We start from the raw sequence: 19,241 nt of genomic DNA on the forward strand, positions 1-19,241 counted from the left end.
TTCCCCTACTCATTAAATAAAATTTCACCATACATGCCTATTTTGTACACACCATCATTCCTAACCTTCACTTTTATCGCATAGACCATATTTGCCCTTTCGTCTTTCGTCTGAATGGTTTTTGGTGTAAACTCTGCTTTGTCGCTTATCCAGGTTATTATTCCTTCTGTTTTCTTGTATCCTCCGTTCCCATCATCAGTATTTACGCTTACCTTTTGGTTGAGCTTGATTTGGGACAATTGATCTCCGGTAATATAAGCCCGCAGGATGATATTGGATAAATTTGCAATTTTGTACAGCGGCTTTCCCACTGTGGCCATCTCATTAGCTTCGACATATTTGGTTAACACGGTTCCCGCTATAGGATTTACAATATGACATTTACTCAGTTGGTCTTCCAATTGTTCAATCTGTATCTGCATCGGGATAGCGTCTTTGCTGATACCTTCACTAGAAATATTTAGCGATGACTGCTGTGCTTCAATTTGCTTTTTCAGTACTTCAATCTGTGCGTTCATATCGTCTAACTGCTTGGGTGTCGCTGCATCACCTTTTACCAGATTGGTTATTCTAACTTTCTCTTTTTCGGCCGTTCGTAATTGTTCCTGCAGGGCAGATAACTGAACCGGAATGTTCGGTTTCTTTCCGGTCAACGCACGTATCTGTGCCTCCAATTGCTTTTTCTTTAAATGCAATTGCACACTGTCAACATAACCAATTCGTTCCCCGGCTTGTAGGGATTGTCCTTCCTGGATATCAAAAGCTTTCAGCATCCCTTGCGCCTCAGCTGATACAATCGTTTCTTCGGCTTCAAACGAACCTGATGCATCGAAAGAATGTCGATTGGTGTTGCACGCGGATAAAATAATTATTACCATTATTTTAAATAAAACATAACGATTTTCTGAAGCTGTATTCATTGTTGTTGGTTTAATTTCCTGATGTTGTTTTAAAATTATACTGTGCCATCAAAAGCTGTATCTCGTGGATAATCAGATTTTGCTTTGCTTGGTCTTCTGCGTTGATATACGTGAGATAATCGTTGGTGGTCGTTGTGCCGTACACTAACTGGTTTTGCGCAGATAGCTTTACGCTTTCCCTCAAGCGAACAATATCCTGATCCGTTTGTATCAGCTCCTCCAGTTTTAATATCTCACTATCCTGTTGCTTTAATGTAAGGTTTGTATTGAATAGGAACATTTCTTTTTGTACTTCCAGCGTGTTCTGACTTAGATTTAGCAATTGCTTTTCCTGCTTCTGTGTATAGAAACTAGAGATGTTCCACGTAAGACGGATACCGCCAATATAATACAAGTCAAAATTATTGTTCAACATATTTAATCCTGGCCTACCGTATCCTCCCTGAAAGAAAAAACTAAAACGCGGCAAAGTCTTGGTGTCTATCAGTTTGCTCTGTACATCAAAGGTTCGCCTTTGTATTTCAAACAGTTTTAGTTCTGGACGGTTGATCTTCGTCATCAACGAAGCTGCCCGATATGGCTTTTCCAATATCGTGTTTTCTTTAACGGGACGATTGATAAATAGGGAAAGCATATCGGCATATCCCTTCCGCATGGCTTTCAGCTCGATTGTACGCTGATCTGCTTTCAATAACTCTGCTCGCAGTATATCGCTGCTGCTTTTTAAAGCGATCCCGTTGGCTATGGCAACATCGTTTTTGTTCATCCCGGAACGGATGTCTTTTTTTAAGGTTTCAACTTGGGTTAACTGCGCATCAATCAATAGGATGCCAAAGTAAAATTGGATGATACGTTCTTTCAGTTTGTACAATTCCACTTCTACTTTTTGCTCTTCTACAGCTGTGTTAGCGTGAATAAGCTCCTTTTGGTGTTTTACCGTAAATAAATCCGTGAGTGGCTGCGATACTTCTCCATATAGTTTATACTGGTCTTTGCTTATAGAAGGAATATCGATGTTAGGAAGGGATATAGGTATTTGTGTTACGTCAGATTGATAACTCGCTTGTCCTCCTACATTTATTTGTGGTAGATAACCTTTTGAAGCGTTGGTCAATGAATATTCCCGGGTCTTGTCTAACAGTGCATATTGTTTTACCAAAGGATAATTGTTTTCTGCAAGTTGATAGCAAACATCTAAGTTTAGTGATTGGGATGACTGCCCATAGATGTAGTTATTCGTTATTAACCAGCAGCTAATAACAGCAAATACCCATCTAAACATTATTCTAATCATAGTTTTAATTAATTTGTTTTAATCAGTTGATTAATCATGGTGTAAAAAAATATACTATGTCTCTAACATCATTTTTGCCCACCTGCCAATTAATGCTTTTCTTTTTTCCATTTGTATTTTAAATGTTTTCTCATCTGCAAATAGTATTTGTTTTGCTATAAACGGAAAAAGCGTCATTCCAAGCAAGGAAGTAATAAACTGTAGGGGTTCAACGTCTGGTCTTCTCTCTCGCAATTGGCGGATAAAAGAAGAATTTTGCAGTAGCTTCCTAACCTGTAATCTCTCTTTGAAGCCTTCCGGATTGGCCTTGATCTCTCCTAAAACAAATAGGGGCAAATCGGGGTTATCAACTAGCAAATTGATATAGTTTTCCACCAAGGTTTCCATCTTTTCTTCCAATGTTAGATCATCATTGTTGACTATGGGTAATATCACGCTAAATAACAACTGCAACTTCTCCGCCATAATTAACTGGAACAATTTTTCTTTACTACGGAAATAATAATTGAGCAAAGCCAGGTTGATACCGGATTCTTCTGCAATATCGCGCGTACGTGTCGCTACATAACCTTTTTGTGTAAACACCTTACTCGCTGCCTGTATGATTTTCTCTTCTGTAGATGTATCTAAATTCTTCGCTTCCTTATTTTTCGCCATGTAACCAACGTCCTTATATAACAACAAATATAAATACTAATTTTTCAATTAACCAAATATTTTAATCAAATGATTAAAACACATACTGTAACATGTATTTAAAAACAAAAGTCATTTTCCTACATGAAAATGACTCATAGTGACCCCGGAGAGGCTCGAACTCTCGACCCACTGATTAAGAGTCAGTTGCTCTACCAACTGAGCTACGGAGTCTGTTGACACAAATGTAAGGGCTCTTCTGTAAAATACCAACCATTTCTTGGTTTTTTAACATGTTTTCTAGGATTTAATATCGTCCAATTTAACGTATCCACCAATTATTTAATGCGTAAAATTTAGCGTACTTTTGCCTTAAAATCAGGATGTGCCATGGACTCATCAACAAATACACAAAACAACGGAGTGTATCGGAATAAACAACGCATACGTTTAGCCGTTTCTCTATTCTATTTCGGACAAGGATTGGCGTTCGCCAGTTGGGCAAGTCGTATCCCGGTAATCAAGTCACAATTACACCTTACGGAAGCACAGTTAGGTACGGTTTTGCTAGCATTGCCTATCGGACAACTATTAACAATGCCCGTTTCGGGAAAACTTGTCAGTAAATACGGAAGCCATCGTATTATGCCGATCGCAGCGGCTGTTTATCTGATGGTTTTATGCAGCATTCCTTTTGCATCAAACGCATGGCAGCTAGGTGGTACGCTTTTGCTTTTCGGCATCGTGGGTAATATCTGTAATATCTCTGTGAACACACAAGGCGTATTAGCGGAGCGCCTCTATAAGAAATCAATCATGTCGTCCTTCCATGGTTCATGGAGCATTGCCGGTTTTACTGGCGCACTAATTGGATTGATTTCCCTTAATATAGACTTATCTACACAAACGCATTTCTATATTGTTATGGGGTTGATGCTTATCAATATTTTTTTGAATAGAGCTTATCTCGTACAGGACATTTCTAGCACAACCGAAAAAAAATCTTTCTCATTTAAACCCGATCGTTTGTTGATATCCTTGGGCGTCATCGGTTTCTGTAGCATGGCAACCGAAGGCGCGATGTTTGACTGGAGTGGCGTATATTTTCATGATATTGTCCATGCGCCAGAAAAATGGACTACCCTCGGATACGCGTCCTTCATGATTATGATGGCATTGGGCCGCTTTGTTGGCGATGCGGTTATCAGCCGAATCGGTCGTAAACGAACATTACAGATCAGCGGAATCCTGATGTTTGCCGGTATGATAACCGCTGTTATGTTCCCTCAACTTATTCTATGTACGCTGGCTTTTATGCTCGTCGGGTTAGGCGTTGCATGTAACATCCCATCGGTTTATTCAGTAGCAGGAACACACAAAACCATCTCTTCGGGCGTGGCATTAGCGATGGTATCCAGCGTAAGTTACTTAGGCTTTCTGATGGGTCCCCCGCTTATTGGCTATATAGCGGAGGTATTTAGTTTAAGGCATTCCTTTGGCGTATTCGCCTGTTTTGGCTTATTGATGTTTGGGTTAACCAGTCGGTTGGCGGTGTTTAATGATAAGTGACGACCTTAACGTTCTACTAGTGTAGTCGGAAACACAATAGTCTCAAATTCCTCTATCAACTGTTTAGATTCGATTTGTTGAATCAGTAACTCCGCGGCTTTCTCCCCCATTTCAAATGCAGGCTGTCGAACCGCTGTAATTGGGGGTGAAAAAAGATTCACAACTTTAGAGTTTGTAAAGCCCGTTACTTCTATTTTCGCCAGGTTCGCTTCTGGACGCGTCTTCATAGCTTGTAGATACCCCATGCTCAATTTATCTCCAGAGATAAAAATTGCGTCGTACTCCTCTTGTAAAAGTTCCGTAACGGCCCGCTCAATTTCGTCTTGATGAAGCCCGCCATATTCGCAATGTTTAACAAGCTCCGGACGATAGGGAAGCCCGTTCGCCTCTAAACCCATCTTATACCCTTCGAGTCGCTCTCTTGTAATAGAAAGCTTTTTTGTCCCGGTAAGGTGAGCAATTTTTCGCTTTCCTTTTCTAACAAGATACTGAACAGCATCAAATCCTCCTTGACGATTATCTGCGATTACTTTATGGCATCTTAAATCGTTCGGTACCCGATCAAAGAAAACGATAGGGAAACCTTTATTCATCAGCTGTCCAAGATAGGATAAATCAGTTGTTTCGGAAGAAAGTGCGATGAGCAAACCATCCGTCGAACGTGAATAGAGATACTCGACATTCGACCGTTCCCGTTCAAAGGACTCATGCATTTGAGAAATAACAACTTGATAGTTCCTGCTATAAGCCACGGACTCTATTCCTTCAATCACTTGTGAGAAAAAATTATTGGCAATCTCTGTAACGATTACGCCGATACTATAACTTTTTCTTTCCTTTAGACTCCGGGCAATGGGATTTGCGCGATAATTTATTTTCTCCGCGTATTCCAATACCATCTTCTTCGTGTCAGCGCTGATTTCATAACTGTCCCGCAGGGCTCTGGAAACGGTTGATGTGGAAAGGTTTAGAGCCTTCGCAATATCTTTTATCGTATAGTTCTCGAACGCCATAATAGGTAATTATGTTGTAATATTACCTAAAATAGCTGAGATATTGAAATGGGCAGGATATTTAACCTGCCCATTCCGCTATTAAAAAATATATTTCGTGCTCAAGAAATTAGAGCTGTGGTCACTCACTATTTCATTCAGCACCTTTTTATTTCCCTCAGTATTCTTCGTCGCCACAAGCGATCGGATGGAGAACGACCGTAAGGCATCCACGACCGACAGTGTTCCTTCGGCGCTGTCTTTTCTTCCCGTGAAGGGGAATGTGTCCGGTCCCCGTTGGCATTGACAGTTGATATTGACCCGACTTACCTGGTTGACTAATGGATCTATCAAAGACGAAATGACCGCATGGTTATTGCTGAATATACTCACTTGTTGCCCATGAGAGGATTCAATCAAATATTCGATGGGTTCTTCCAGATCGTCAAATGGAATAACAGGGATTACCGGGCCAAATTGTTCTTCTCTGTAAAGTTTCATCTGCGAATTGACAGGATACACGATAGCAGGATAGAAAAACGATTCGAGCACTTCACCACCATGTTCATTCATGACCTTAGCTCCTTTCGCTTTCGCATCTTCAAGACATTCCGTTAGGTAAGCTGGCTTATTTAGTTCCGGGAGCGGTGTCAACGCTACCCCTTTCTCCCACGGCATGCCATATTTCAACTTGCTAACTTCCGTGCTTAATTTTTTCAAAAACTCTTGCGCGATGCTACGATGCACATAGACGATTTTCAAAGCAGTGCATCGCTGACCGTTAAAGGACAAGGATCCCAATACCGTTTCAGATACCGCCAAATTAAGATCTGCGTCTTTCGTCACGATGGCTGCATTTTTTGCATCCAATCCCAATATGGCACGTAGTCTATTTACACGCGGGTGGAGTTTTTTCAGCTCATCCGCCACACGGCTGGAACCTATAAGCGTCAATACATTTATCTTGCCTGACTGCATTAATTGCGGTACGATTTTATTTCCACGGCCGTAGATGGTATTTACAACGCCTTTCGGGAAACTCGTACGAAATGCTTCCAGCAACGGGTAGTGCAACAATGTACCGTGCTTTGGTGGTTTAAACAACAGGGTATTACCCATTATTAACGCAGGAATAAGGGTCGTGAACGTTTCGTTCAATGGATAGTTAAACGGCCCCATACAAAGCACGACACCTAACGGCGAACGACGAATCTGCGCTATGATCCCTTGTTCTATCTGGAAGCGCGACGAGTCTCTGTCCAAATCTTTCAAGGCGTCAATTGTCGCATAAATATATTCGACTGTCCGGTCAAACTCTTTAACAGAGTCGGCGTAAGACTTTCCAATTTCCCACATAATCAACTTCACAACGATGTCTTTCTTTTCCAACATCTGTTCTGTGAATCGCTCTACACAGGCAATTCGGTCTGCTACACTCATTGTAGGCCACTCACCTCGACCATTATCGTAGGCCGTTACAGCAGCCTCTAGTGCCACCATAGATTCTTTTTCGGTACACACCGGATAGCTTCCTATACGCTTTCGTTCGAACCCTTTTTCTGTTTTTACACAAATGGGCGAAAACACCTCACTAATCTGTCCGGTCCAAGTCAACATCTCGCCGTTTGAGAGGAACTCACGCTGATCAATCTGTTCCCCCAAAGCAAATTCCACAGGAATGTCTTCTTCCTTATAAAAAATGCTTTCTAAATCTAAATCCATTTTTTAAAAATATGTTTAGGTGATTAAAAATATGTCGATTTTATATTATTCTTTAATGATCTCCATTTTCGGCACCAAAGTCTTCATGACTGCCCACGCAATTAAATAAGCAATCGCACAAAATGAGAAAACGATAAAATAACCAGCCTCTTCACCTTGGAAGCCCATAAATCTCATCTGAGTTTGAGCCGCATGATCGAACAACTTCCCAGAACCATAATTAATAAACGTCGACCCGACTCCGCCTGCAAGCCCACCTATTCCCGTAACAGTTGCAATCGCACTTCTTGGAAACATATCGCCCACCGTAGAAAATATATTTGCCGACCATGCCTGATGCGCTGCACCCGCGAATCCTATAAACAATACTGGCACCCAAAAAGAAAGATGTCCTAAGGGCTGTGCAAACAACACAACCAGTGGTACAAACGCAAACAATAACATAGCTTTCATGCGTCCGTCGTATGGATTTAATCCTTTTTTATCCACAAAGTAGGTAGGTAACCATCCGCCAATAATGGATAATAACGTTATCAGATATAGGACGAACAATGCCAATTGTCCTTCTGTATCTGACGATTTGATATCATAAACCGAAGAAAGATAAGCAGGCATCCAGAACAAGAAGAACCACCATACGCCATCGGTCATAAATTTACCGAATGCAAAGGCCCAAGTCTGTTTATACTTAAAACAATCTGCGAACGACATTTTCCTTTTCTCCGCAGGAGCTGCGCCGACGACATCTTCCGGCATAACGTGATCGCCGTCTTGCATAATATAGGTTAGTTCTGCTTTGTTAATTTTGGGATGTTCATCCGGTTTTTTATACATAAAGACCCAAAAACCCATCCATACAAAACCAAGTGCACCTATAATTATAAAGGACATCTCCCATCCCCAGTAACTGGCAATCACTGGTATGGTAAGCGGCGCTGCCAAGGCACCGATGGTTGCCCCAGCATTGAAAATACTAGTAGCAAGCGCTCTATCTTTTTTAGGGAAAAATTCTGCCGTCGCCTTGATAGCCGCAGGAAAGTTTCCAGCTTCCCCTACAGCGAGTACAAAACGCGCGAAAATAAACAGCGTAACACTTACGTTAACGACAAGCGCGACATCGTTTACCCGTCCAATGGCCTCTTTTGCTCCCTCAAATCCGACGAGCCACTCTCCAGCCACAATGCCCGACGTTGCAATACCACAAAAAGCATGTAGCACCGCCCCAACAGACCAGATACCAATGGCCCATAAAAAACCCTTTTTCGTATCTAGCCAGTCTACAAATCTGCCGGCGAAAAGCATACTAACTGCGTAAAATATAGAGAACAGCGCGGTAACTAATCCATAATCACTATTTGTCCAATGGAACTCTGGGGCGATAAAATCTTTCCACGTGAGCGACAGTACCTGTCTATCCATATAGTTAATCGTTGTTGCAAAAAATAGAAGAGAGCATATCGTCCATCTATAATTGCTTTTCTTTTCCATGTTCATCGGTATAGTTTTTTATTGTTTTTAGTGATATTGTTTGTAGTTGGTAAATAAAATTAAGACACATGAGATATTCGATCTCTAACCTTTTATGCTATTCTGCTAACGATTGGTCGCTGCCTTCGCTTGTGCTACAAGTTGCAATGCTTGCTGTGTTTTTTCTGCTAGACCGTCTACATCCTTCGGATTGATCAATTTACTACCCATTCCCACGGCGCAAACGCCCGCCTGAAACCAGGACTTTAAATTCTCCAGTTCCAGATCTACACCACCAGTAGGGATGAAGAGCTGCCCTTTAAATAACTCTTTAATAGCCGACACAAATCCCGGCCCCAGCACATTTGCAGGAAAAAGTTTAATCAAAGAAGCTTTATTTTGCTGCGCTAAAGCAATCTCCGTCGGTGTCATACAGCCGGGAATCCATAATAGATCATGACTATGTGTTAGGTCTCCAACGTTAGGAGTTATGATAGGCGCGACTATAAAATCTGCTCCTAGCCCAATAAATTTTTCCGCTTCGCTATTTGTCTTGATCGTACCTATACCCAGTTGAAGCTCGGGCATCTCTTCATTTCGGGCATCTATCAACGCTTTGAAAACCTTCTTGGCTTCTTCTCCGCGATTGGTAAATTCAAAAACCCGAATCCCAGAAGCATATAACGTCTTTACAATAGCTATACTTTCTTGCACATCCGAGTGGAAAAACAAAGGTAACATCCCTTGTTTTAAAATCGCATCTAAAACTTCTTTTCTCTTACTCATTATAATAATTTTGTACTGTTTTAAAGATCTTCCCTTCAATCTTTTCGTCGACCGGTTTAGGTGTCATTAGAATATTTCGGAAAGATAAACATTTGAACGCAGAATCCATAACCTTGCATAAGTTGGCTATAGATTCCGCGCTTAGATAAAGGCAAGCTTTAGAAATTAAAGTATTCCTTCGCGTTGTGGTAACTGATGTCACCTACGATCTTTCCAATCCATTCTATATCATTTGGCAACTCTCCTTTTTCCACATCTTCTCCAAAAATATCACATACTAGCCGTCTGAAATACTCGTGTCTTGGAAACGACAGGAAGCTTCGAGAATCGGTCAACATTCCGACTAAACGGCTCAATAGTCCCATATTGGATAACGCATTCATCTGTTTAGTCATACCATCTTTTTGATCTAGGAACCACCAGGCTGATCCAAACTGAATTTTTCCTTTGATTGATCCATCGTTAAAATTTCCGATCATGGTGGCGATCAATTCATTGTCAGCTGGGTTCAGATTGTACAAAATCGTTTTTGTCAGCTTATCCTGGTTATCCAATCTGTTAAGGAACTTAGAAAGTGCCCTCGCTTGGCTAAAGTCACCGATGGAATCCCAGCCTGTATCCGGCCCGTTTAAACGTAACATACGCGCGTTGTTATTACGTAGGGCGCCTAGATGATACTGTTGAACCCAACCTTTTTCGTGATCCCATTCCGCAAACTGCACCAACATGGCCGATTTGAATTTCAAATTTTCACTAGGTGTCAGTGTTTGTTTTGCTCTTATTTTTTCGAAGATAAGGGCAACCTCCTGATCGGTATAATCTTCGGCGTAAATCTGCTCTAACCCGTGATCAGAGACAGAACATCCGTTTTCTGCGAAGAAATCGTGTCTTGTCTTCAATGCATCTAAGTAAGCCGCATAGCTTCCAATCGATGTATTCGTGACAGCTTCCACTTGATCGATGTAGGCATTTAACGCTTCAATATCGTCGGCGTTCATGGCCTTATCCGGACGAAACGCCGGAAGCATCTTGAAGCTTTCATTCTCCTGTGCAAACTGCTGATGAAAATTCAAGGAATCTATAGGGTCATCTGTAGTACACACGATCTCGACATTCATCATTTTCAACAATCCCCGAACAGAATAACCCGGTTCCGCCAATTTAGCCGCCGTTTCTTCATAGATCTTTTCCGCCGTTTTAGGAGATAGTAAATCTTTAATCCCAAAATAACGCTGAAGCTCCAAGTGCGTCCAATGGTACAAAGGATTACGCAATGTATACGGAACAGTTTCCGCCCATTTTAAAAATTTCTCTTTGTCAGAAGCATCTCCAGTAATATATTTCTCGTTTACCCCATTGGCACGCATAGCGCGCCATTTATAATGGTCACCGTTCAGCCATACCTGGCTTATGTTCTCAAATTGCGTGTCTTTTACAATTTGTTCCGGGATCAGGTGATTATGGTAGTCAATAATAGGCAAACTCTTCGAAAACTGATGGTATAACGTTTCTGCCGTTTTGCTATTTAATAAAAAGTTATCGTCTAAAAATGCTTTCATGATTATATAGTTTTATAAACTTACTCCTCTTTTCCAAGGAATGAAGTCGTCTTGATTTAACTGTACTGCTTTTGGTATTACTTCTCCACTGGCGGCTTTAATACAATATTCTAAGATATCTTCACCCATTTGCTCGATGGTTTTATCACCGTCAATGATAGCCCCCGTATTGATATCAATAATATCGCCCATTCGTTGTGCCAATGCGTTATTGGTTGCTACCTTTATAACGGGGCAAATGGGATTTCCCGTAGGCGTGCCAAGCCCAGTGGTAAACAAAATTAGGGTAGCGCCTGAAGCGGCCTTTCCAGTTGTTGCTTCTACATCATTTCCTGGTGTACACACTAGGTTTAACCCAGGTTTAGTTGCTTCTTCGGTATAATCTAACACGTCTACTACAGGTGACGTTCCGCCTTTTTTTGCTGCTCCTGTACTTTTTATCGCATCTGTAATCAGACCATCTCGAATATTTCCTGGAGACGGGTTCATGTGAAACCCAGAACCGACATTTTCCGCAGCTTGGCTATACGCTGTCATCAATCGGATAAACTTATGTGCTGCTTCCGGCTCTATCGTTCGATCGATTAAGTTTTGTTCGGCGCCGCATAGTTCCGGGAATTCTGCCAACAACACTTTACCTCCTAAGGCCACTAGCAAATCAGAAGTATATCCTACAGCCGGGTTGGCTGATATTCCACTAAAACCGTCGCTTCCCCCACATTTTACCCCCAAGGTTAATTTACTCAACGGAGCAGGTTGCCGTTCCAATTTATTAACTTCTATCAGTCCGACAAAGGTCTTTTGTATAGCTTCCTGAATGAGTTGTTCTTCGCTTTTGGACTGTTGTTGTTCAAAGACATAAATCGGCTTTTTAAAGTTCGGGTTTCTTTCTTTGATGTCTGCCAATAGATCATTTAACTGCAGATTTTGGCAACCGAGACTTAACACCGTAACACCAGCCACGTTAGGGTGATCGGCGTAAGCTGCCAATAGCTTTCCTAAAACCGCAGCATCTTGCCGGATACCACCACATCCTCCCTGATGATTTAAAAACTTGATACCATCTACATTCTTAAACACACGATTTTGCTTATGGGTGGTTACGCTCAACTGCTCGGGCATCAGGGTGCTGATATCCTGTCCGGCTTCATATGCTGCTAGCAATTCACGGGTGAAAGCCCGGTATTTGCCCGTTACAGAATATCCTAGCTCGTTGTGGAGGGCTTCCTTGATCACATCCAAGTTTCTATTTTCACAAAATACCGTCGGAACAAATAGCCAATAATTAGCGGTACCAACCCGACCATCCTCGCGCACATAACCATTGAAGGTTCTACCTGCAAAACGGGAAACATCGGGAGCCTCCCATGTATATTCATAAGGGCGAAAAGTATATGGATCAGCGGCATGTTTGGTGTTGTCTGTATTCATGATCCCACCTTGAGGCACTGTATATTGTGTTTTTCCTACAAGTACGCCATACATATATATTTCATCTCCTTGATGCATGTCCTGCATAAAAAACTTGTGTTTTGCCGGCACATCATCCTGTAAGGTGTAAACAGCGCCGTCAAACTCTATTTGCTCACCTTTTGACAGGTTCTGCAATGCGACTAATACATTATCCTTCGGATGGATCCTTAATATTCTATTTGCCATGTTGCATTTAACTTTTCAATTGTTTTTAATACGCCATCGGCGTTAATCTCTTCCATATAATGTGCGACAGTTGACTCGAACTCGGGGTACGTTGTCAAATCCTTTCCCCATAGACTATCATCACCCAGCACATCGTGTACTACCGTCCGTTTATTCTTCCAATACCCAAATAGAACTGGTGCAAATTCGTCTTGAAGTACGATTTTTTGTCCGTTAATTTCTTGTATGTATTGGCCATCCTGTTCTTTGGTGTCCATAAACTTGATATATGCCGCAAAACCTAACGCCATGTGCTGCGGTGGAACAAGGTTCTTTGTATACCATTTCTCCAACAGTGCAATATTACGCATATTCATCTTCGAGGTATAGTTTAATGCAATATTTTCCCACCGATGTTCAAGAAAAGGATTACTAAATCTATCAATCACGTTGTTGGCAAAATCCGCGACATCCTGTGTTTTAATATTTTCGTCGACAATGGATTTTCCTATCTCTTTTTTCATTAAGCCACGCACGAATGTGTTAAATGCATCGTTTTGCATGGCCTCTTTGACCGTTATGAAGCCGCTCCACAGTGCTGCAGCACAGCTTAGCGTATGCGTTCCATTCAACAAACGCAGTTTAATTTCCTTGAATTTTTCGATAGACGGAACAAGCACAACGCCACTGTCCACTTCGGCGAAAGAAAGGATTTGCTTTACACGTGGAGAATCGGTTTCGATGGCCCACAAACGGAAGGGCTCCGCCATAATCATGAGTTGATCCTGATAGCCTAGCTCCTGTTCTGTTTGTTGTTGTTCTTCTTTTGGTAAACGACCCGGTACGATACGATCTACCAAGGTGTTACAAAAATCGTTTGCTTCGTCCAACCATGTCGAAAAGTCTCTTCCCAAATTATTTTGAGCAGCCAGGCTATGTAAGATTTTCTTCAATTTTGTCCCATTATCGGAAATCAATTCCGTGGGCAATACAACAAGCCCTTTTGTTGTATCGCCTTCGAAGTGTCGATAACGCTCGTACAGGAATGATAGCAACTTCCCCGGAAACGACACAGGTGGATTGTCCGTTATTTTGTCGTTGCTCAACACAATTCCCACTTCGGTCGTATTGGAAAATACGACTTGCATTTCCGGGTTCTGTGCCGCTTCAAGGATAGCTTGCCAATCTTTCGAGGCTGACAATACTCGCGAAATCGCATTATTGACACTATATCGAACGGCTTCCCGCCCATCCTCTATTCCTTTGATACATAAGGTGTATAACCCTTCTTGCTCTGCAAATTCATCTGCGCCTGATGACGCTGTGGATTTGACCACTAAAATTCGACCATTAAATACGCCTTCTTTATTTGCCTTATCAACAAAATAATCAGGCAAGCCCCTCAACAGCACGCCAGTGCCAAATTGCAACACGCGTTCCGGCAATTCAAAAGAATTACCTTCAGGCAACTCCACCTTGCTTGCATCTATTTTTCCTATATTCTCTCTTGAAAGTAACATATTTCTACTTTTTTATTTCCTTATTTTTCTTCCACTTGGGGTAGTCTTTTTCCAACAGCTTGGCGGGCCAATTCCCAAACCACGCATACCCGTTCTTTCGTTCATCTGATATTTGCGAAAAATCGTAAGTCACGCTATTGTCCCGATCGCCGAATAGCGGTTTATTATTCTCGATATCATAGAATCTCGACCATATCACAGAAGTGCTATCAGTGACCAAGTCACGAACTGTATTTCCTGTTTTTGGGTCCTTTTTTCTATCAAATCGATACCCTTCTAAGTCATGTACCGCAAACCAACGAATAGCAGATTCTATTGCTTTTTCTATCGCTGGCGTAACGGGCTGTTTCATCAAAAAACGAACAATATTGACCGATTCCGATGTACTTAGCGAAACTGGCTCAAAAACTCTCGCCTGTTCTGGCTGTAACGTTTTTTCATCATATTGCGCGGCCCAAATGGTTAAAGAGTCGTCTTGAACCACCTGTGTTTTTAATATACAATCTATGCCTCTTGCCAATGCATCTGTCGCACGTCTTTTTAACTTGTCCTCACCTAATGCATCAAAACCCGGTTTTTCTTTTACTAAGTTGTCCAACACGGTTAACGCATTAATCATCGCGTTGTCATTATAGGTAATCTGCGCTCGATATAAGGATTTGTTAGGATAGTATTGTGGAAAGCCACCATTTTCATATTGCGCTTCCAACAAATATTCTACCCCTTGACGAGCTGCGTTTAAATAATCGGCGTTCTGTGTTCTAGCATAGGCCTCCACTAATATGTTAATTTCTCGCGTTGTCGCTCCGTTGTCAATCGTAGCGTGTTCTTCACTCGTGGCTTCGATTTTCTGAATCAATTCTTTTGTCAATGGTAAAGCATAGTTGACCGCCTTCTTATCAACTTGTTTTCCCCATGCTCCATTAGGAAGCTGGTATACCAGCACCTTCTCTGCTAAACTATCTTTTAGCTTCTCCTGCGCTAAAACCAAATGAGATAGCGAGAGCAAACAATAAAACAATATGAGAAATCTAATATGCATCGTCTATCTATTTATTTTGCTTTTTTCACTAACCAGCGTACCAGTTCATGCGCTGCGTCAAAGTTCTGATATTCAGCAGGAAGTTTACGCCCGTCTACATATTCATTGTACAACCACGGATCGCCAATCGCGAAAACAGTTCCCTTACCAAATTTTGCTGTTGCGATGACGGTATCGCCGTCGTCTTTCACGAGCGATTTTGCCGGCTTTGTAGCCCTGATGGTAGAGATTTCTTTTATATAAATCTTCTTTGTCTTCTTAAAAATTTCTGTTTTCGACGGAATAATAATAGCGCCCTCCGCATAATTATTTCCTTTCACCATATTTCGGTTGTCTTCATTAAACGTAATTCCGAATTTTTCAGGAAGTGTATTGAACTTCGCTATCTCACAATTGCCCGCATCATTGAGCAATAACACCAACACACCTCCTGCCCGAACCCAGCTTGCAATCTCATCCGCATCCACTTCGTTCATGTAATTTGGACTCGTTGTCTCCTTCTCCGTATCAGGATCAACAATAATATAAATATCGGTGTTTGCCAACTTCTCCTGGGTTGGTGCTTCACGCAATGTGTTCAATTTGCCTCCATATTCTTCAAATATGCGCCCTAACAAAAAGAAACCGTTGTTGTCCTGACCGTCCCAAAGGTAATGATAAGGCTTCAATTGACCGTCCGGTGCCTTCTTGTACTCATTGTTATAATGATTATCCAACATCACATTTACTTTTCCTCCTTTTGCTGTTTTTGCAAATTCGAGTTCGGATGCGGCTAGGATAAAAGGGCCAACACCTTTGGGATCATTAGGTTTCACGGGTTCGCTCATATAGTATGCAAAGCTCCCATCACGGTAATTTTTTGATCCTCCCAATCCGGAAACGGTTACTACATGGTTAATATTTACGCGGTCAGGGCCACCCGGGGTGATGAACTGTTTTACCAAGCCGGTATACCCCTTATCGATTGATTCTTGAAAATCCTTTTTTGCCACATATCCTTTTCTAACAGCTTTCGCCATCGCATATACGAACATACTGGACGCCGAAGCCTCTACATAGTTTCCGTCGCGAGCAGCTAAATCAACAATATCATACCAGACCCCGGTTTTACCATCTTGGTGTTGCGCAATAGCCGTCAACGTTCGGTTCAAGATTTGTAAAAGCTTTTCCCTGCCGGGATGTTCCTGCGGGAAATAATCTAACACATCCACCAAAGCCATCGCATACCAGCCAATTCCCCGCCCCCAAAAATGTTTGGAAAGCCCTGTTGCCGGATCTGCCCATCGTTCTCTACGAGATTCGTCCCAGCCGTGGTAAAGCAATCCCGTTTTTTCATCGCGCGCATGATTTTCCATGTACGTAAACTGGTTTACGATATCATCAAACGCACTATCAATGCCCATCAAAGCGGCGTACTCGGTATAAAAGGGTTGTGCCATATAGAGCCCATCCAACCACATTTGATAAGGATAGATTTTCTTATGCCAAAATCCGCCCTCATTGGTTCGAGGGTGTGTCAGTATCTGATTATATATCTTTTCACTTGCTTTTAAATATTTCTGCTTCCCCGTAACCTTGTACAAGAATAATAATGAGCGGCCGTTTTTGATATGGTCGATATTATACTCTTCTGATTTATAGTTTCTGATATCACCGTCTTCCGTTACAAACTGATCCATCCAGCCTTGTATATAGTCGAAATACGTTTTATTACCTGTATTCCGCCATACTTCCACCATGCCTTCCAATACGACGCCCATGTCGTAGGTCCACTGCGGCCCTCTCTCCTTATTTGTAAATCGAGCGTCTTTATACAACGAATCCATAGCCGTAATAGCCATTTTCTCGGATAATGCCCGTTGCCCGAAGCCGAGCTGTGTCAACAACACCAAATAAACAACGAAACTTATGCTTTTCTTCATTTTTCTCTACTTTATCACCAATCCTTTTTTTGACGCACCATTGCATCCCCAAACCATTAGTTTTCCTGCCTCTTCGCCCTTGAGCTGCCTAGATCATTTGACACGACTTTGTGACAAAGCGCCCCATGCAGCTTCCATCCAGAAAAAAACCAAAATGATGAATAGGTTTGCCCTCATTAACGTATCTTTATTACTCCCTCTCTATTGGTCGAAGATAAATTTATACATTAATATTCAGTTTCACAGCGGGTTAGCTTAGAATTAAAAACGCAAACGTTATCGGTAACGTTTGCGCGCTAGTTTTTACTGTAATTCGGCTAACTAAACTCAATCACGGTCTTGATTCCGGAAAGTAGTGGTTTTTCGCTGTCGGTAAACAGCTCCGCTACATCCTCAAACTTGACTCGTCGTGTAATAAACTGTTGAGCATCCAGCGATTTGTCTTTCAAGCGCTCCATGACATATTCGAAGTCACTAGCTAGAGCATTCCGGCTACTCATCAATGTACCCTCCCGTTTGTGGAACTCGGGGTGGCTAAAATGTACTTCTTCTTTTTGCAAACCCACAAGTACATAACGTGCTCCATGCGCCATATATTGGAAAGCATTATTAATAGCAGCTGTATTTCCCGTTGCGTCAAACAAAAGCGTAGGCATATCACCATTCGTAATAGTTGCCAGTTGCTCCTGCACATCCGCATCTCGTGCCGAAACGGTGTAAGACGCCCCCAACTCTTTTGCATAAGCCAAGCGACTGTCGTCAACATCCAGCGCGATAACCTTTCCTCCCACAATATTTGCCAAGGCGATAATCCCTAAACCTATTGGGCCTGCTCCCATCACCAGGACAAACTCTCCCGGAATAATACCGCCCCGCTGTATACCGTGGGCACCAATGGATAACGGCTCGACAAGTACGAGATCGTCATAATCCAAATCGGTGGCTTTACGTAAGGCATGCGACGGAACAACTACATATTCGGCCATAGCGCCATCGATATGGACGCCCAAAACACGCATATCATTGGTACAGTTTGGTTTGCCCATCCGCGAAGCAATATCTGTACCAGCTGTGAAATACGGGATTACCGTCACTTTATCCCCTGTTGTAAACCCTGCTGCGTCACCTTCTACATAGTCTGCAGCGACCTCATGCCCCAACACGCGGGGGTAAGTAAAGAAAGGCTGTCTGCCAGCAAACGCATGGATATCCGTACCACAAATTCCAATTTTTCGAATACGCAGTAAGGATTCTCCTTTTCCCGGCTTTGGGATATCTGCCTCTTCATACACAAATCGTCCCGGCTCGGCACAAATTAATTTCTTCATCCGTATATAATTTATTCTTTTAAATCTTTCGCTAAAGGTATACGCTGCTGTTTCAGGTCAAGAGCAACAAGATGAGCGACGGCCTCTGCGCCCCGTTCATTCAAATGTGTATTATCGATTACCCCTTTTGGATAATTGATATGTCCCTCCGGCAGATGTAAAAACAAACTGGCAGATTTCTCCTCGCCCAACTCGGTGAATAATTCCGATGTTTGTTGTGTCAAGTCGATAAGCGGCACATGTAAGCTGTCTGCTACCCTTCTTACCGCATCGGGATACGCACCATGCGTATCGACAAGCTTGCCACCTTCAAACGCACGGCGTGCTATAGGTGTCAACAAGACGGGTTCAGCTCCTTTCGACCGTGCTTCTGTGACGAATAAAGAGAGATTTGCGTTGTATTCCTCAACCGTTGTTCCTGTATTTGGCTTATGGACCTTCTCATCATTATGCCCAAATTGAATAAAAACATAATCTCCCTGTCTCAACCCATCGCTCACTTCTTTCCAGATCCCTTCTCGGATACAAGACTTTGTGCTTCTCCCGTTCTTTGCTTTATTTATCACGTTCACATCGGACCTGAACATCTCCGCAAATGCCACGCCCCAACCCGTTTCCGGGAATTTCTCGGGTGCTTTTATAGCCATCGTGGAATCGCCTATCATCCAAACCGTTTTCTTAGACTCCGGTATGAAACTACACAGCAAAGCCAATAAAAGTATTCCCCCAAATGGGATGAACTTAGGTGTATTCATTATTTCCTGGTTTACGTATGTTTACTCCCTTGCTTAAACGATGTCAATATCTGATTTTTTTTAAAATTAATCGATAAAATTACACGCAATC

Annotated in this window: 15 protein-coding genes and 1 tRNA gene; 1 reads left to right on the forward strand and 15 read right to left on the reverse strand. The window is 42.2% G+C overall.

Annotated features, from left to right (window positions below; translation table 11 throughout):
- Positions 1–5: 5 nt before the first annotated feature.
- The 4 genes from G5B43_RS09455 to G5B43_RS09470 form a co-directional block, all read right to left on the reverse strand.
- On the reverse strand, positions 6–878 hold the full coding sequence (locus tag G5B43_RS09455; protein WP_240904822.1) for an HlyD family secretion protein: 873 nt from the start codon (positions 876–878) through the stop codon (positions 6–8).
- 52 nt (positions 879–930) lie between these two features.
- Entirely contained in the window at positions 931–2,214 is a 1,284-nt protein-coding gene (locus tag G5B43_RS09460) for a TolC family protein (protein WP_165294507.1), read from the reverse strand.
- A gap of 54 nt (positions 2,215–2,268) precedes the next feature.
- On the reverse strand, positions 2,269–2,871 hold the full coding sequence (locus G5B43_RS09465) for a TetR/AcrR family transcriptional regulator (RefSeq protein ID WP_165294508.1): 603 nt from the start codon (positions 2,869–2,871) through the stop codon (positions 2,269–2,271).
- Between the two features lie 140 nt (positions 2,872–3,011).
- Positions 3,012–3,084 (reverse strand) — tRNA-Lys (locus G5B43_RS09470).
- Between the two features lie 156 nt (positions 3,085–3,240).
- Between G5B43_RS09470 and G5B43_RS09475 the strand changes: the two genes are divergently transcribed.
- A complete protein-coding gene (locus G5B43_RS09475; protein ID WP_165294509.1) occupies positions 3,241–4,419 on the forward strand; it encodes an MFS transporter in 1,179 nt (392 codons plus the stop codon).
- A gap of 5 nt (positions 4,420–4,424) precedes the next feature.
- Here the strand turns inward: G5B43_RS09475 and G5B43_RS09480 are convergent, their stop codons facing one another.
- The 11 genes from G5B43_RS09480 to G5B43_RS09530 form a co-directional block, all read right to left on the reverse strand.
- Entirely contained in the window at positions 4,425–5,432 is a 1,008-nt protein-coding gene (locus tag G5B43_RS09480; RefSeq protein ID WP_165294510.1) for a LacI family DNA-binding transcriptional regulator, read from the reverse strand.
- Positions 5,433–5,513: 81 nt separating this feature from the next.
- Positions 5,514–7,133: an NADP-dependent glyceraldehyde-3-phosphate dehydrogenase gene (locus G5B43_RS09485; protein ID WP_165294511.1), complete on the reverse strand. Its 1,620-nt coding sequence runs from the start codon at positions 7,131–7,133 to the stop codon at positions 5,514–5,516.
- Between the two features lie 45 nt (positions 7,134–7,178).
- On the reverse strand, positions 7,179–8,627 hold the full coding sequence (locus tag G5B43_RS09490) for an MFS transporter (protein ID WP_165294512.1): 1,449 nt from the start codon (positions 8,625–8,627) through the stop codon (positions 7,179–7,181).
- Positions 8,628–8,726: 99 nt separating this feature from the next.
- Positions 8,727–9,386: a bifunctional 4-hydroxy-2-oxoglutarate aldolase/2-dehydro-3-deoxy-phosphogluconate aldolase gene (locus G5B43_RS09495; protein ID WP_206367306.1), complete on the reverse strand. Its 660-nt coding sequence runs from the start codon at positions 9,384–9,386 to the stop codon at positions 8,727–8,729.
- Between the two features lie 158 nt (positions 9,387–9,544).
- Positions 9,545–10,945, reverse strand: coding sequence for a glucuronate isomerase (gene uxaC / locus G5B43_RS09500; RefSeq protein WP_165294513.1), 1,401 nt, complete (start codon positions 10,943–10,945; stop codon positions 9,545–9,547).
- A gap of 12 nt (positions 10,946–10,957) precedes the next feature.
- Entirely contained in the window at positions 10,958–12,604 is a 1,647-nt protein-coding gene (locus G5B43_RS09505; RefSeq protein WP_165294514.1) for a UxaA family hydrolase, read from the reverse strand.
- Positions 12,586–14,103, reverse strand: coding sequence for a tagaturonate reductase (locus G5B43_RS09510; protein ID WP_165294515.1), 1,518 nt, complete (start codon positions 14,101–14,103; stop codon positions 12,586–12,588). The genes G5B43_RS09505 and G5B43_RS09510 overlap by 19 nt, the downstream gene beginning before the upstream one ends.
- A gap of 4 nt (positions 14,104–14,107) precedes the next feature.
- Entirely contained in the window at positions 14,108–15,145 is a 1,038-nt protein-coding gene (gene pelA / locus G5B43_RS09515; RefSeq protein ID WP_165294516.1) for a pectate lyase, read from the reverse strand.
- Between the two features lie 11 nt (positions 15,146–15,156).
- Positions 15,157–17,067: a glycoside hydrolase family 88 protein gene (locus G5B43_RS09520; RefSeq protein WP_165294517.1), complete on the reverse strand. Its 1,911-nt coding sequence runs from the start codon at positions 17,065–17,067 to the stop codon at positions 15,157–15,159.
- A gap of 317 nt (positions 17,068–17,384) precedes the next feature.
- Entirely contained in the window at positions 17,385–18,395 is a 1,011-nt protein-coding gene (locus G5B43_RS09525; RefSeq protein WP_165294518.1) for a zinc-binding alcohol dehydrogenase family protein, read from the reverse strand.
- Positions 18,396–18,406: 11 nt separating this feature from the next.
- Positions 18,407–19,150 carry a rhamnogalacturonan acetylesterase gene (locus G5B43_RS09530; protein WP_165294519.1) on the reverse strand — a complete coding sequence of 248 codons (744 nt, stop codon included), beginning with the start codon at positions 19,148–19,150 and terminating at the stop codon, positions 18,407–18,409.
- Between the last annotated feature and the right edge of the window lie 91 nt (positions 19,151–19,241).

This window comes from Sphingobacterium sp. SGR-19, from assembly GCF_011043555.1.
Lineage (GTDB): Bacteria > Bacteroidota > Bacteroidia > Sphingobacteriales > Sphingobacteriaceae > Sphingobacterium.

Bases quoted from the DNA above. Each gene is read 5' to 3' on its own strand.
- G5B43_RS09455 (WP_240904822.1), bottom strand. From the start codon at position 878: ATGGTAATAATTATTTTATCCGCGTGCAACACCAATCGACATTCTTTC.
- G5B43_RS09460 (WP_165294507.1), bottom strand. From the start codon at position 2,214: ATGATTAGAATAATGTTTAGATGGGTATTTGCTGTTATTAGCTGCTGG.
- G5B43_RS09465 (WP_165294508.1), bottom strand. From the start codon at position 2,871: ATGGCGAAAAATAAGGAAGCGAAGAATTTAGATACATCTACAGAAGAG.
- G5B43_RS09475 (WP_165294509.1), top strand. From the start codon at position 3,241: ATGGACTCATCAACAAATACACAAAACAACGGAGTGTATCGGAATAAA.
- G5B43_RS09480 (WP_165294510.1), bottom strand. From the start codon at position 5,432: ATGGCGTTCGAGAACTATACGATAAAAGATATTGCGAAGGCTCTAAAC.
- G5B43_RS09485 (WP_165294511.1), bottom strand. From the start codon at position 7,133: ATGGATTTAGATTTAGAAAGCATTTTTTATAAGGAAGAAGACATTCCT.
- G5B43_RS09490 (WP_165294512.1), bottom strand. From the start codon at position 8,627: ATGAACATGGAAAAGAAAAGCAATTATAGATGGACGATATGCTCTCTT.
- G5B43_RS09495 (WP_206367306.1), bottom strand. From the start codon at position 9,386: ATGAGTAAGAGAAAAGAAGTTTTAGATGCGATTTTAAAACAAGGGATG.
- uxaC (WP_165294513.1), bottom strand. From the start codon at position 10,945: ATGAAAGCATTTTTAGACGATAACTTTTTATTAAATAGCAAAACGGCA.
- G5B43_RS09505 (WP_165294514.1), bottom strand. From the start codon at position 12,604: ATGGCAAATAGAATATTAAGGATCCATCCGAAGGATAATGTATTAGTC.
- G5B43_RS09510 (WP_165294515.1), bottom strand. From the start codon at position 14,103: ATGTTACTTTCAAGAGAGAATATAGGAAAAATAGATGCAAGCAAGGTG.
- pelA (WP_165294516.1), bottom strand. From the start codon at position 15,145: ATGCATATTAGATTTCTCATATTGTTTTATTGTTTGCTCTCGCTATCT.
- G5B43_RS09520 (WP_165294517.1), bottom strand. From the start codon at position 17,067: ATGAAGAAAAGCATAAGTTTCGTTGTTTATTTGGTGTTGTTGACACAG.
- G5B43_RS09525 (WP_165294518.1), bottom strand. From the start codon at position 18,395: ATGAAGAAATTAATTTGTGCCGAGCCGGGACGATTTGTGTATGAAGAG.
- G5B43_RS09530 (WP_165294519.1), bottom strand. From the start codon at position 19,150: ATGAATACACCTAAGTTCATCCCATTTGGGGGAATACTTTTATTGGCT.